The sequence below is a fragment of the Streptomyces sp. NPDC088194 genome (assembly GCF_040702025.1).
GTDB lineage: Bacteria > Actinomycetota > Actinomycetes > Streptomycetales > Streptomycetaceae > Actinacidiphila.
In genome coordinates this window covers 38,886-52,589 of the sequence record NZ_JBFBIV010000010.1, presented here as the reverse complement: position 1 = coordinate 52,589, position 13,704 = coordinate 38,886, and the positions used below count along the sequence as shown (strand labels likewise).

The 13,704-nt window shown below is 74.8% G+C and carries 13 protein-coding genes and 1 riboswitch; of the genes, 9 read left to right on the top strand and 4 right to left on the bottom strand.

Annotated elements, in window-relative coordinates; all coding sequences use genetic code 11:
• Positions 1–26: 26 nt before the first annotated feature.
• A complete protein-coding gene (locus AB0399_RS07670; protein WP_366410595.1) occupies positions 27–605 on the bottom strand; it encodes a dienelactone hydrolase family protein in 579 nt (192 codons plus the stop codon).
• Between the two features lie 71 nt (positions 606–676).
• Here AB0399_RS07670 and AB0399_RS07665 point away from each other — a divergent pair, with 71 nt between their 5' ends.
• The gene (locus AB0399_RS07665) at positions 677–1,261 is read left to right on the top strand and encodes a winged helix-turn-helix domain-containing protein (protein WP_366410594.1); all 585 of its coding nucleotides are present in this window, start codon (positions 677–679) and stop codon (positions 1,259–1,261) included.
• A 218-nt stretch (positions 1,262–1,479) separates the two neighbouring features.
• Positions 1,480–2,199, top strand: a complete 720-nt coding sequence (locus AB0399_RS07660; protein WP_366410593.1) for a peptide deformylase — start codon at positions 1,480–1,482, stop codon at positions 2,197–2,199.
• A gap of 95 nt (positions 2,200–2,294) precedes the next feature.
• On the opposite strand, the gene AB0399_RS07655 is transcribed toward AB0399_RS07660, so the two are convergent.
• From AB0399_RS07655 to AB0399_RS07645, 3 genes are all read right to left on the bottom strand, one after another.
• A complete protein-coding gene (locus AB0399_RS07655) occupies positions 2,295–3,314 on the bottom strand; it encodes a transcriptional regulator (RefSeq protein WP_329370968.1) in 1,020 nt (339 codons plus the stop codon).
• A 234-nt stretch (positions 3,315–3,548) separates the two neighbouring features.
• Complete coding sequence (gene pyrE, locus AB0399_RS07650) at positions 3,549–4,106, bottom strand: orotate phosphoribosyltransferase (RefSeq protein WP_366410592.1); 558 nt, start codon at positions 4,104–4,106, stop codon at positions 3,549–3,551.
• Positions 4,107–4,222: 116 nt separating this feature from the next.
• Entirely contained in the window at positions 4,223–5,119 is an 897-nt protein-coding gene (locus AB0399_RS07645) for a LysR family transcriptional regulator (protein ID WP_366410591.1), read from the bottom strand.
• 76 nt (positions 5,120–5,195) lie between these two features.
• Between AB0399_RS07645 and AB0399_RS07640 the strand changes: the two genes are divergently transcribed.
• The 7 genes from AB0399_RS07640 (at position 5,196) to AB0399_RS07610 (ending at position 13,384) form a co-directional block, all read left to right on the top strand.
• Positions 5,196–6,737, top strand: a complete 1,542-nt coding sequence (locus AB0399_RS07640) for an MFS transporter (RefSeq protein WP_366410590.1) — start codon at positions 5,196–5,198, stop codon at positions 6,735–6,737.
• A gap of 151 nt (positions 6,738–6,888) precedes the next feature.
• Positions 6,889–7,785 carry an SDR family oxidoreductase gene (locus AB0399_RS07635; RefSeq protein ID WP_366410589.1) on the top strand — a complete coding sequence of 299 codons (897 nt, stop codon included), beginning with the start codon at positions 6,889–6,891 and terminating at the stop codon, positions 7,783–7,785.
• A gap of 324 nt (positions 7,786–8,109) precedes the next feature.
• On the top strand, positions 8,110–8,817 hold the full coding sequence (locus AB0399_RS07630; protein ID WP_329370954.1) for a G1 family glutamic endopeptidase: 708 nt from the start codon (positions 8,110–8,112) through the stop codon (positions 8,815–8,817).
• A gap of 536 nt (positions 8,818–9,353) precedes the next feature.
• Positions 9,354–9,574: riboswitch (cobalamin riboswitch) on the top strand.
• Between the two features lie 18 nt (positions 9,575–9,592).
• Positions 9,593–10,690: an ABC transporter substrate-binding protein gene (locus AB0399_RS07625; protein WP_366410588.1), complete on the top strand. Its 1,098-nt coding sequence runs from the start codon at positions 9,593–9,595 to the stop codon at positions 10,688–10,690.
• A complete protein-coding gene (locus AB0399_RS07620; RefSeq protein WP_366410587.1) occupies positions 10,687–11,826 on the top strand; it encodes an iron chelate uptake ABC transporter family permease subunit in 1,140 nt (379 codons plus the stop codon). The genes AB0399_RS07625 and AB0399_RS07620 overlap by 4 nt, the downstream gene beginning before the upstream one ends.
• A complete protein-coding gene (locus AB0399_RS07615) occupies positions 11,823–12,638 on the top strand; it encodes an ABC transporter ATP-binding protein (RefSeq protein ID WP_366410586.1) in 816 nt (271 codons plus the stop codon). The genes AB0399_RS07620 and AB0399_RS07615 overlap by 4 nt, the downstream gene beginning before the upstream one ends.
• Positions 12,635–13,384, top strand: a complete 750-nt coding sequence (locus tag AB0399_RS07610) for a (2Fe-2S) ferredoxin domain-containing protein (protein ID WP_366410585.1) — start codon at positions 12,635–12,637, stop codon at positions 13,382–13,384. The genes AB0399_RS07615 and AB0399_RS07610 overlap by 4 nt, the downstream gene beginning before the upstream one ends.
• Positions 13,385–13,704 lie beyond the last annotated feature (320 nt).

Genomic DNA, 13,704 nt, shown 5'->3' with positions numbered 1-13,704 from the left:
ACGGATGCCCGCGACGCGGACCCCGCCTACCGCAGGCCGTCGAGGAACTCGATGACACGCTGGGTGAGCGACTCGGCCGCGGCCTGGTCGTAGGACGGCAGCGAGGAGTCCGCGAACAGGTGCTGCTTGCCGGGGTAGAGGAACAACTCGGCACGCTCGGTGGCGGCGGTCAGCTCCTTGGCGGCGTCGAGGTCGCCCTCGTCGGCGAAGAACGGGTCGCCGTCCATCCCGTGCACCTGGACCGGGACGTCGGCCGGCCATGCCTCGCCGAACTCGGACACCGGGAGGCAAGCACTGATCAGCAGAGCACCCTTCGCCCCGGCGCGGGTCTGGGCCAGGCGCTGGGCCGGCATGACGCCGAGGGAGAAGCCCGCGTAGACCACCTCGCCGCCGAGCGGCGCGGCAGCGGCGACGCCGCGTTCCAAGACGGCGCCGAACCCCGTCCGGCTCGCGTAACCGACGCCCTGTTCCAGGGTGTCGAAGGTATGCCCCTCGTAGAGGTCCGGCACGTGGACGGTGTGGCCTGCCCGGCGGAGTTCGGCCGCGAACGCCTCGACTCCGGGCGTCAGCCCCTGGGCGTGGTGGAACAGCACGACCTCGGCCATGGCTTGCCTGCTTTCGACTGGTGAACGATCCAAATTTCTCGAACGATCGGCGATGCTAGTCTCATCGGACCATGGCGAGCAACACTCCCGACTACGACCTCGACGAGACGATCGAGCTCACCACCGCCGCGCAGGTGCGGGCCATCAGCGACCCCCTGCGCACCACCATCCTCGGCCTGCTGCACGAGCGCGCCGCGACCGTCACCGAGCTCGCCGCCGCGGTCAAGCGACCGAAGAGCACCGTCGCGCATCACGTCGGAGTCCTGGCCAAAGCCGGTCTGCTGCGCGTGGTACGGACCCGCCGGGTCCGGGCGATCGACGAGCGCTACTACGGCCGCACCGCCCGGATGTTCTTCGTCGGCCTCGGCCGGCAGACGGCCGACGGCCCGCTGCCGCCCGACTTCAACGATTTCGAGGTGGCGGCGAAGGAATCGGCCGCGGCCTACGAGCTCGGGCAGTTGCGCGGGTTCATCCGGCGGGCCCGGATCTCGGAGGAGCGGGCGGCCGAGTTCTGGGAGCGCGTCGAGCAGGTGATCCACGAGTTCGACACGCTGCCGCGTTCCGGTGAGACGGTCCACGGGTTCGCCGTCGGCCTGTATCCGATCCCCGACCACCCGACGCTGCCGCCGCCTCCGGGCACCGGCGAACAGGGCTGACGCGTCGGCCCGCCCCTCCGGCTGCCCCGGTCCGCGCGCCCTTCCCCCTCGGGTCACCGCGAGCCGCCGGCCACGTCGCCGTGGCCGTACGAGCGCGGGGGCGGCTCAAGAGGACTCACCAGACGTCGCACCTTGCGGAAGAGCGGCCACGACGCTTTGCAAAGCGTGCTACTTTGCAAAGGATTCGGTCGGGCGGGACGTGAAGGGCGTTGGCGGCCATGGCAGTTGGGCTCGGGGGCGGCGCATCCGCGCGGGAGCAGGCACGGGAGCAGGCACGGGCACGCGTACGGGTCCAGGGCCGGCCGGTCGCCTCGTATCCGCGTGTCGCTCCCGAGGTCGAGCGCGGCACGGTGCGTCGTATCACCGTCGTCGGCGAGGAGGTGCTGGCGCGGCCCTGCCGCGAGGTCGTGGAATTCGGCGGCGCGGTCCTGGCCCGGCTGGTCGACGACATGTTCGCCACCAACCACGTCGCCGTCGGCGCGGCCATCGCGGCCAACCAAGTCGGCGTGGACCTGCGGCTGTTCGTCTGGGACATCACCGACGAGTGGGGAGTGCGGCACGTCGGGCACATCCTCAACCCGGTGCTGGACGAGGTGCCGGCCGCGCGCCGCCGGCTCGTGGAGGAGCCGGAGGGCTGCCTGTCGGTACCGGGGCCGTATGTGCCGCTCGCCCGGCCGGACCGCGCGGTGGTGCGCGGGCGCGACAAGGACGGCGCCCCTCTCACGGTCGAGGGGCGCGGCTACTTCGCCCGCTGCCTCCAGCACGAGACCGACCATCTGCACGGCCACCTCTACCTCGACCGGCTCGCCGCGCGCGAACGCAGGTCCGCGCTACGGGAGATGGCCGCGGGCAAGGACGCCGTGCTCGCCCGCCGCGTCGCCAACGCCGCGCGCCTGGGCAAGGAGTATCCGCGGGAGCCGCCGGCGCAGGGGCGTTGACGCGGAGGCCGGCGGGAGGTCGGCGAGCAGCGCTCGGTGGGACGGTGGGCGAGCAGCGCGCGGCAGGAGTGGCGCGCGGCACCCGGCACCAGGTGTCAGTGCGCGGCGCGCGGCAGCGCCCCGTCGAGGATGGCCGCGCCGAGCGGCGTGACCGCGTGGATGACGTTGCCGCCCTCGCGGCGGCTGACGACGAGCCCGGCCTCGCGCAGCGCCTTCGCGTGCTTGCTGGCGGAGGCCGCGGAGGTCTCCAGGCGGCAGGCGAGTTCGCCGTTGGTCGCGGGGGCCAGCAGCGCGCCGAGGGCCCGGGCGCGGGTGACCCCGAGCAGGCGGGCCAGCGCGTCGGCGTGGTGCGCGCGGCCCACGCCGGGACCGGCGCGCAGGGTGTGCTCGACCGGGTGGACCAGCACCGGCGGCAGGTCGGCGTCGGCCATCGCCACCGGGGTGCGCCAGCAGAACCACGACGGGATCAGGTACAGACCCCGGCCGTGTAAGTGCAGGTCGCGGTCCTCCGGGTAGGTCAGGTGCAGCACGGGCGGCTCCCACCGCCCGACCGGCTTCAGCGCGCGCAGCAACTCGTGCGCCCCGCCGTCGAACACGGCCCGGGCGCGGCCGGCGCGGTCCGCCGCGACGCCCTCCGCCACACCGGTCCAGTCGGGTGCGATCACCGCGTCGTGGACACCGCGGAAGGCGTCCGCGATCTCATCCAGCCGGTCCTGCTCCCCCAGGGCCAGCCCGCGCAGCCACCCGGCCGCCGCGGCCGGCGGCGGGCAGGTCCGCGCGAGCGCGGCGGTCTCGGCGCGCAGCCGGCCGCGTGGGGTACGGCGCAGCGCGTCGATGCCCTCGGCGAGCCCGTCGGCCGCCTCGACGGGGTTGAGGAAGTCCGGGAAGTAGGGTGCGCCGGGCGGGGCCAGCATCGCCAGCAGCCGGGCCGTCGGCGCGAGCCCGCGCCGGGTGATCTCCGTGCGCGCCCGGGCCCGCCAACGCGCGTAGACCAGAGGAGTGCGGTCCCGCCCGATCAACTGGTGGAGGCCGAGCAGGGTCTCCCACAGCGGGTCGGGGGTCCTGGCCACCCGTAACCGGGCAAGATCGGCAGGACTGAAGTGAATTCGCAACATTGCTCCCCCAAGCAACAGCAAACACATGTGGTTGCGACCTTCAATTACCCCAGGGGACGACAGCATACGCACCGGCGGTTCCCGGGAGATTCCCGGGCGATTCCCCGCGCCGTCACCTACGCGCCGTCACCTACCCACCGCCACCTGCGCAGCCGCGGGCAGGCACCTCGGCGCACTTCCACGCGTACACCGCCACCCGTACACCGCCACCCGCGCACCGCCACCCGCGCACCGTCACATGGCGAGTTCGCCGCGCCGGTACACCGCGTTGAACGCGAATCCCGCGTCCGCCACGTTCCACGCGCCGCCCTGCTCGCGGTCGAGCACGGCGAGCACGCCGACCACCGTGGCACCGCACTCCGCGACCGTGCGGGCGGAACGGATCGACTCCGCGCCCGTGCTCACCACGTCCTCGACGATCAGCACCCGGTCCGCCGGCGCCAGCCTGCCCTCGATGAGGCGCCCGGTGCCGTAGCCCTTCGAGCGCTTGCGCACGATCACGAACGGCAGCCCGGTGCGCAGCGACAGCGCCGTGGCGAGGGCGACGCCGCCCAGTTCGGGCCCCGCGAGCACATCGACGCCCTCCGGTACCCGCTCGGCCAGGAAGTCGGCGACGCGGCTGAGGAGTTCGGGCCGGGTCTCGAAAAGGTACTTGTCGAAGTAGAAGCCGCTCTTCTCTCCCGAGCTGAGCACGAACTCGCCACGCAGGAGCGCGACATCGATGATCCGCCGCCCCAACTCCGCTTTCGCCGTTTCGCCCACGTCGTTCGCGGAGTCTCCAGCAGGCCGCACGATTCGTCCACCTCATCCGTCCGGCGAAAAAATTCCCCGCACCCTAACACGGCTCCACCACGCCCGAATTGGCCCGCGCGCGTCCTCGACCGCGCCCATCCGCCTTTGGCCGGCGGTCATTTCAGGGCGGTGCGGATGGTCTCGCGCAGCCAGCGCTGAGCCGGGTCGGAGTCGAGGCGGGCGTGCCAGAGGAGCCGTACGTCGAGCTCGGGCAGGTCCGCGGGGAGCGGGAACCAGCGGATGCCGAGGGCCCGGCCGTACTGCTCGGCGAGGCGTTGCGGGACGAGTCCGACGTAGCCGCTCGACGCGACGAGCAGCGAGGCGACCGCGAAGGTGGGCACGACGGCGGCCACGTGCCGGCGCAGTCCTGCGGCGTCGAGCGCGTCGTCGAGCGGCCCGCGGGTGCGCCCCCGGCGGGACGCCGAGACGTGGGGATGCCGGCACAACTGCGCGAGGGTAGGACGCCGGTTGCGGCCCAGCGGGCTGTCGGCGCGGACGATGCCGACCAGCCGTTCGCGGTAGAGCACGGCCGCGCGGATGTCGGGGGCCGCCACGTCGCCGACGCCGATGTCCAGGTCGACCGAGCCGTCACGCAGGGCCTCGACGCTCTCGCTGCCCTCGCCGACGAAGCGCAGGATCACGCCAGGGGCGACCGCGGACGTGGCGTCGACCACCGCGGCCGCGAGGGTCGCGGCCACGCCGTCGTTGATCCGGATCGTGAAGGTGCGTTCGAGTTCGGCGATCGGGACCTCGCGGTCGCCGCTGATCAGCGCCGACGCCTCGTCGAGCAGCGACCGCACCCGCGGCGCGGTACGCAGCGCGAAGGGCGTCGGCGCCATCCCCCGGCCGGCCCGCACCAGGATCGGGTCGTCCATCGCCCGCCGCAGCCGGCCCAGCGCCCGGCTGGTCGCCGGGATGGACAGGTGCAGGCGTTCGGAGGCCGCGGTGACGCTGCCCTCCTGGAGCAGCGCGTCGAACACGCGCAGCAGGTTCAGATCGAGCCGCTCGGACATGGTTTGCAGTCTACGCAACATCTTCTTGTGAAAGTTGCGTGGCACGGAGGGCCGCGGCTTCCGTAGCGTCGCCGCCATGCCCAGCAACGAAACGATCCGCCGGCACGCGCCGGCCTCCGGCGACCGGTCGTCCGGTCCCGCCGCGCGGCGCGGCCTGACAGCGGTCATGTGTGCCTGCGTCGTCCTCGTCGTCGGCATGGTCGCCGCGATCAACCTCGCCGTCCCGCCGCTGGCCGCGAGCGGGTTGCACCCGTCCGCGTCGGCGCTGATCTGGATCGTCGACACCTACGTGGTCGTCTTCGCCTGCCTGGTGATCCCCGGTGGGGCCGCGGGCGACCGCTTCGGGCGCAAGGGCGTCCTGCTCGCGGGGCTGGCGCTGTTCGCGGCGGGCGCGCTGGTCTCCGCGGTGGCGCCGGACGTGCCCCTGCTGCTCGCGGGCCGGGCGGTCACGGGGGTCGGCGCCGCCGCCGTGCTGCCCAACACGCTCGCCGTCCTGCTGCACGCGGTGCCCGCCGAGCGCAAGGGGGCGACCATCGCCACCTGGGCGTCAATGACCGGGATCGGCGGGGTCGTCGGCAACGTCGGCGGCGGCGCCGTCCTGTCGGGTGGGTCGTGGCGCTGGCTGTTCGCCGCGGCCGTCCCGATCGCGCTGCTGCTCGCCGCGCTCGCGGCCCGCGCCGCGCCCGTCTCGCCGCGCCACGACCGCCGGCTCGACCCGCTCGGCGCGGCCCTGCTCGTCGCCGCGTCGGTCGCCCTGCTGCTCGGCATCGTGCAGGGGCCGGAGGAGGGCTGGGGCAGCCCGCTCGTCGTCGCCGGATTCGCCTGCTCCGCCGGGCTGTTCACGGTGTGGACGCTCGTCGGACTGAGGGCCGAGCACCCGCTGCTCGACCCGCGGCTGCTGCGCGTCCCGGCCCTGCGCAGCGCCTGCCTGGGCATGGTGGCCGTGTTCTTCGGCATGTTCGCGCTGTTCTACGTCAACGCGTCGTTCCTCCAGTACGGCAAGGGGTTCGGCGTGCTGCGGACCGGCCTGGGCATCATCCCGCTGACCGTCCCGATGGTCCTCGCCGCACGGCGGGTCGGCCACCTGGCGCGGCGGATCGGCCTCGACGCCACCCTCGCGCTCGCCTTCGCGTGCGTCGGCGGCGGGTTGCTCGGGCTGTCCACGAGCGATGCGCGCACGCCGTACGCCGCCTATGCCGGCTGGCTCCTGGTGACCGGGGTCGGGGTGACGCTGGCGCTGCCGACGCTCTCCGGCGCGATCGCCGGTGCGCTGCCGCCGGCCCAGGCCGGGGTGGGCGCCGGACTGCAAGCCACCACCCGCGAGTTCGGCAGCGCGCTCGGGGTCGCCGTGATCGGCACGGTGCTCACCGCGCGGTTCAGCGCCGCGCTCCCCGCGGACATCCGCGCCGGCGGGCATCCGCACACCGTGGCGCAGGCGCTCGCCACCGCACCGCCCGACCGCGCCCACGACGTCGTCGCGGCCTTCGTCTCGGGCGCGGACGCGGGGCTGCGGGTGATCGGCGTGAGCGTGCTCGTCCTCGGCGGGCTCGTCGTCCTGCAGTCGCTGCTGTCCGGCCGCGGTGACCGCCGCACGGGCCGCCCGGGGGTGCGGCGCTGAGCTGGGGCCATGCCCTACCCGCCCCGACCGCCGCGTTCGCCCACTCCCCCGTTCCTGCGTCCCCACGTTTCCACGGCGCGCGCCCCGCACGGGCCGCCCGCAGCACCGACCCGCGGCAGCACGCCGCGGACCTACCCGAAGGAAGAACGACATGCGCGTATTCGTCACCGGAGCGACCGGATGGATCGGCACGGCCGTCGTCGGCGAACTGCTCGACGCCGGACACGAGATCACCGGCCTCGCCCGCTCGGACGCCTCCGCCGCCACGCTCGACGCCAGGGGCGTCCGGGTGGTCCGGGGCGACCTCGACGACCTGGACGGCATCCGCGCCGCGGCCACCGCGGCCGAGGCCGTCGTCCACCTCGCCAACAAGCACGACTTCGCCGACCAGGCGGGCACCAACAAGACCGAGCGCGGCACCGTACAGGCCGTGGCCGACGCCCTCGCCGGCACCGGCCGGCCCTTCGTCCTCGCCTCCGGCCTGGCCTTCCTCACCCCGGGCCGGGTCGCGACCGAGCAGGACGGATCGCCGTTCCACGGCGTCGACTCCCTGCGCGGCGGCAGCGAGAACCTCGCGCTGGAGTACGCGGACCGCGGGGTCGGCACGGTCGTCGCCCGGTTCGCCCCCACCGTGCACGGCGCCGGCGACCCCGGCTTCCTGGCCGCGCTCGTGGCCACCGCGCGGGCCAAGGGCGTCTCTGCCTACATCGGCGACGGCACCCACCGCTGGGCGGCGGTCCACCGCGGCGACGCGGCCCGCGTCGTACGGCTCGCCCTCGACCGGCAGGTGCCGGCCGGCACCACCCTGCACGCCGCCGCCGAGACCGGCATCCCGACCCGGCGGATCGCCGAAGCGGTCGGACGGGGCCTGGGCCTGCCCGTCGTCTCCGTCCCGGCCGGCGAAGCAGCCGAGCACTTCGGCTGGCTCACCAAGTTCTACGGAACGGACATGGCCGCGGGCAGCGACGCCACCCGGACGCTGCTCGGCTGGACGCCCGACGGCCCCACCCTGATCGAGGACCTCGACAGCGGCTGCTACTACCGCTGACCGGCCGTCACATCCGTGACTCCCACCCGCCCGCGGCCTCCAGGCCGCGGGCGGCCGGCGTCCGCCCCCGGGCCGTTCCGGGCCCGAACTCCCGCCGGGGCCAAGCGGTTTCACCGCCGAGGTCTGTCACCACTCCGAGTGTTGTCATGTTCACGCCATTGCGCCATCCGGTAACAGCCGGGGCCTTCCACGCCCCCCGCCCCCGGCGCCAGCATCACTACACCGGCCTGGTCGGCCAGCCTCCCCCACAACCAGACGGGCCACGGACGGCAGGCCGACTCCCCCCACCACCCTCGCAACTCCCACACCTTTGGAGTTCACCGGATGCACAAGTTCCGCACCGCAGCCCCCACCAGGGCCGCCGCCGCCGCGCTGCTCGCCCTGTCCTGCGCCTCCCTCGCCGGACCCGCCAGCGCCGCCGCCCCCAGCGTCGAGTTCGGCGCCCACCACTTCGCCCAGCCGCTGCACGGCTTCTCCGGCGACAGCAACTGGGGCGGCTACATCGCCCAGGGCTCGTTCAGCAGCATCTCCGGCTCGTGGACGATGCCCCAGGTCACCTGCAACTCCTCGAACGACCTGTACGCGCCGTGGATAGGCATCGACGGCTACGGCTCGCAGACCGTCGAGCAGACCGGCGTCCAGGTGGACTGCTCCAGCGGCGGCCCCGAGTACTCGGGCTGGTACGAGATGTACCCGGCCTCGCCGGTGTACTACAACGAACCGGTGGACGCCGGCGACGTGTTCACCGCCAGCGTGGTCGACAACGGCGGCGGCTCCTACAGCCTGAAGCTGGCCGACACCACCAAGGGCTGGTCGAAGACCACGCAGTCCTCGCTCAACGCGTCCGACGCGAGCGCCGAGGCCGTGATCGAGTCGCCCACCGGCAGCTACCCGTCCTTCAACGAGCAGGACTTCAGCGGCATCACCGTCGACGGCCAGTCGTTCGACGCCTACAACCCGCAGGCCATCGACAGCGGCCCGTACACCGAGACCGCCCTCAACGGCGGATCGTTCTCGATCATCCCGGGCTGACGTTCCGTCAGTTCTCGTCGGGGCCGGACGCGTTCGCTCGCGTCCGGCCCCGACGCGTCTGCGCCGGGCGGGATGAGCGCGGGGCGACGTCCAGCGGGGTGTGCACCGCGTCCGTGTACGGCTCCGTGTACGCGTCCGTGTACGCGTCCGTGTACGCGTCCGGCGCGGACAGTGCCCGGACGTTCGGCAGGGCGCCGGCGATTGTCGACCAGGGTGTCGCGGCGGCCGAAGGTCATGGCGGGGTGGTGGGCCGCTTGTCGCCGTACCGGCGGGGGTCGAACAGGTCCGGGCCCTGGGCCGGGCGGGCGTGTCCGTCCCTCCGTGGCTCGGCCGCGGGCCGTTGCGCCGCGTCGCGGCCGCGGGCGGTGCGTACGACGGGGTGGCTCTGGGCGGCGAGCGCGCGGGCGACGGCGAAGCCGGGTCCCGCCGGACGGCCGGTTTCCGGTGCGGGCGCCGGGCCTCGGCGCGTCGAGGCCACCGCCGGGCCGATGCCCGACCGCCCGTCCCGCTGACCTGGGACCCTCCGGCTGGTCGGGCGGGTTGTCGCGTTTGGTAGCGTGCGCTTGCCGTGGTGCACGGGAAACCGGTGGAGAAGCCGGTGCGGCCCTCGCCACTGTAGCCGCGGAGTTGCGCGGCCCTCGCCGACCGTGCAGACGGTCGGGGCCACTGGGCGGGACCGAGACGGGTCGCCTGGGAAGGTCGGCCGCGGAGCGTTGACGTGGAAGCCAGGAGACCGGCCACGGCGCGACATCTTCCACGAGGGTTTGGAGAACACGTGCCGACCAGCGCGCTGCACCCGTTCCACCGCAACGATCAGCTCATACGCCGGCGGGCGCGCCCGAGACCCGACCGCGCCCCGCGCCCGCGCCGGGCCCGCGCCGCCCGGCTCGCCGCCTCCGCCACGGCCCTGCTCGCCCTCGGCGCCCTGGGCGCCTGCACGGGAGCACCCGCCGCGAAGGGCCCCGCCACCGCCACCGGGTCCGGCCACCCCGCCGCGGTGACCGTGCGCAGTTGCGGCGCCGCCACGGCCGTGTCCACACCCCCGAAGCGCCTGGTCACCCTCAACGAGGGCGCCACCGAAGTCGCGCTGGCCCTGGGCCTCCAGACGCGGATGGCGGGCACCGCCTACCTCGACGACACGATCCCGGCCCGGTGGAAAGCGGCCTACGACTCCGTGCCGGTGCTGAGCAAGGAGTACCCGACCAAGGAGAAGCTGCTCGCGGCGCACCCCGACTTCCTCTACGCCTCCTACGCCAGCGCCTTCACCGGCAAGGTCGCCGGCACCCGGGCCGAACTGGATGCCGAGCACATCCCCTCCTACCTGTCGCCGTTCGGCTGCGCCGACAGCAAGCAGGTGCCGGCCGCGTCCTTCGCGGCGGTCTGGGGCGAGCTCACGGACGTCGCCAAGGTCTTCGGGGTGACCGCGCGGGCCACCGCCATCGAGCAGCAGCAGAAGAAGACGCTGGCCGGCCTGGCCGCCCAGGGCGCGGGCAGGGGCCTGAACGTGCTCTGGTACGACTCCGACACCAAGACCCCCTTCGTCGGCGCCGGCCACGGCGGACCGCAGCTCATCCTCGACGCCGTCGGCGCGCACAACGTCTTCGGCTCGCTGCCGGGCGGCTGGCAGAGCGTCAGCTGGGAGAAGGTGGCCGCCGCGAACCCGGACGCGATCGTCCTCGCGGACGCCGGTTGGGACACCGCGAAGTCGAAGATCGCCTACCTGGAGCACGACCCCGTGCTGAGCCGGCTGACGGCCGTCCGCAAGCGGGCGTTCGTCGTCGTACCGTTCTCGGAGTCGACGCCGGGCGTGCTCCTGGCCGACGGCGCGGCCCAAGTCTCGGCGGGACTGGCCAAGCTGCACCCCGCGTCGTGACGGCGGCCGACCCGCCCACCGAACGCCCGGCCGACCCCCCGACCGAACCGCTCAACGAGCGCTCGGCGGGATCGGGGCGCGCGGCGGGACCGGGGCGCGCGGCGGTGGCCCTCGCCGTTGCCGCCGCCGCGCTGCTGGCGATGTGCCTGCTCGGCCTCGCCGTCGGCTCGGTGCACGAACCGCCGCGGGTGGTGGCCGACGTCGTGCTGCGCCGGCTGGGCATGGGCGACCACCACGTCACGCTGCTGGACGACCAGATCGTCTGGCAGTTGCGGCTGCCGCGCGTGGTCGGCGCCGCCGCCACCGGCGCCGGGCTCGCGGTCTGCGGCGCCGTCCTCCAGACGCTGACCGGCAACGACCTCGCCGACCCGTACCTGCTCGGCATCTCCGACGGTGCCGCGGTCGGCGCGGTCACCGTGCTGGTGCTGGGCGTCGGCGCCTCCGGCGCGGCTGCGGCCCTCGCGCTGCCGGCGGCCGCCTTCGCCGGCGCGCTGCTCGCCGCCGCCGTGGTCATGGCCCTGGCCGGCGCGGGTTCGTGGGCGCTGCCGGGCAGCAGGACCGTCCTGGCCGGCATCGCGGTGGGGCAGATGTGCGCCGCCTACACCTCGTTCGTGGTGCTGGTGCTCGGGGACCGGGACGCTGCCCGGGGCGTCATGGAGTGGACGCTGGGCTCGGTGGCCGGGGTGCGCTGGCACACCGCGCTGTTCCTGGCCGCGGTCGCCGTCGCCGGCACGGCGTTCATGATCGCGGCGGCCCGGGACCTGGACGCGTTCGCCTTCGGGGAGACCGCGGCCCGCTCCTTCGGGGTCCCGGTGGAACGCGTCCGCTGGCTGCTGGTGGGCACCGCCGCGCTGATGACCGCGTGCCTGGTGGCCGAGACCGGGGTCATCGGGTTCGTCGGCCTGGTCGTGCCGCACGTCGTCCGCCTGCTGTGCGGGCCGCGGCACACCGTCCTGGTGCCGGTGTCCGCGCTGCTGGGCGCCGCGCTGCTGGTCGGCAGCGACGTCGTGGCGCGGTCGGTGCTCCCCGACCGGGAGATCCCGGTCGGCGTGGTCACCGCCGGGCTCGGCGCGCCGTTCTTCGGGTGGCTGCTGTGGCGGCAAGGGCGCGGCGCCGCGGCGGGAGGACGGGCGTGACCGCGGGGCGGCCGGTCGCGCTGCGCTGCGAGGGAATCGCGGTACGGGCCGGCGCCGCCACCCTGCTGTCGGACGTGGGCCTCGGCTTCTCCCCCGGCCGGCTGACCGGGCTGCTCGGACCCAACGGCGCCGGCAAGACCACGCTGCTGCGGGCCCTGGCGGGCCTTCGCCGGCCCGACGAGGGCCGCGTCCTGCTGGACGGCGGGGACCTGTACGCGCTGCCGGCCCGCCACAGGGCGCGGCGGCTGGCGTTCATGGAGCAGCAGGCCGACACCGGGCTGCCACTGACGGCCCGTCAGGTGATCGAGCTGGGCCGGACCCCGCACCGCGGCCGGTGGCCGGTGCCGCCGGGCGCGGCGGCGGCCCGCGAGCGCGGCGCGGTGGCCGCCGCCGCGACCGCGGCGGCCGTCGGCGGCCTGCTCGACCGGAGCTGGTCGTCCCTGTCCGGCGGCGAGCGCCAGCGGGTCCAGCTCGCGCGGGCCCTGGCGCAGCAGCCCGAGGTGCTGCTCCTGGACGAGCCCACCAACCACCTCGACCTGCGGCACCAGTTGGGCTTCCTCCAGACGGTGCGCGGGCTGGGTGTCACCACGGTCGCGGCACTGCACGACCTCGAACTCGCCGCCGCCTACTGCGACGAGGTCGCTGTCCTGCTCAACGGCCGGCTGGTCGCCCACGGACCGGTGGCCGAGGTGCTGACCGCGGAGCTGATCGGCCGCGTCTACGGGGTGGACGCGACGGTGGAACGGCACCCCCGCCACGACCGGCCGCACGTCCGGTGGAACGGCGTGCTGCGTGAGGAGTCCACGTCGTGAACGGTGACGGCAGCGCCCTGGTCCTGGTCGGCATGTCCGTGCTGGAGGCCGGCCGCCGGGCCGAACTGCTGGACCGGGCCCGCCGGTCCGGGGCGACGATCGCGTTCCTCCAGCAGGGCGAGCCGTCCTTGTCGGCCGAACTGGCCCGGCTGGCCGACGCGGGGGCCGAAACGGTCGTGCTGGTCGGTGTCCGGTGCGGCGACACCGGCCCCGGCCCGTCCTGGCTGCGCCGGGTCGCCGCCCACTGGTGGCGCGAGCACGGCGGGCGCCGCCCGGACGTCCTGGTCGCCACCCGGCTCGCGGAGGGGCTGGACGCCGTGGACGCCGTCGCGTCCTCGGTCCGGCCGATCACCGGCGAGGAGCCCGGCCTGACCTCCACGGCGTGGGAGGAGGTGACCGGCCACCGGCACCAGGTCCTGGTGTGCCGCGGGCCGCGCTGCACAGCGAAGGGCGCGGACGCGACGCTGCGTGCCCTGGTGGGCGGGCTGGGCGAGCACGGCCTCGGCGACGACGACGTCCTCGTGGTGCAGACCGGCTGCCAGTTCCCCTGCAACCAGGCCCCCGTGCTCAGCGTGCAGCCGGACGACGTCTGGTACGGGCACGTGGACCCGGCCGCGGCCGGGACGATCGTGACCGAGCACCTCCTGGCCGGCCGGCCGGTCGCGGCGCACCGCCTCCCCCGGCGCCGCGCGGCGGCTGCGGAGGCGCCGGAGGCGCCGGAGGACTTGACGGACCCGGGCGACTGACGGCCGGGGACCACGGCGGCCCCGAGGTCGCGGCACCCTCGTCCGGAACGAGGCCCGAACACGGCGCCGCCGCAGGTCAGTTCGCCCCGGCCTCACCGGCGTCACCCGCGCCGAGCCCACGGAAGGCGTCGAGGAAGGCGCGCGGACCACGGCGGCCCCGAGATCGCGGCACCCGCGTCCGGGACCGGCCCGAACACGACGCCGCCGCAGGTCAGTTCGCCCCGACCTCACCGGCGTCACCCGCGCCGAGCCCACGGAAGGCGTCGAGGAAGGCGCGCGGACCACGGCGGCCCCGAGATCGCGGCACCCGCGTCCGGGAC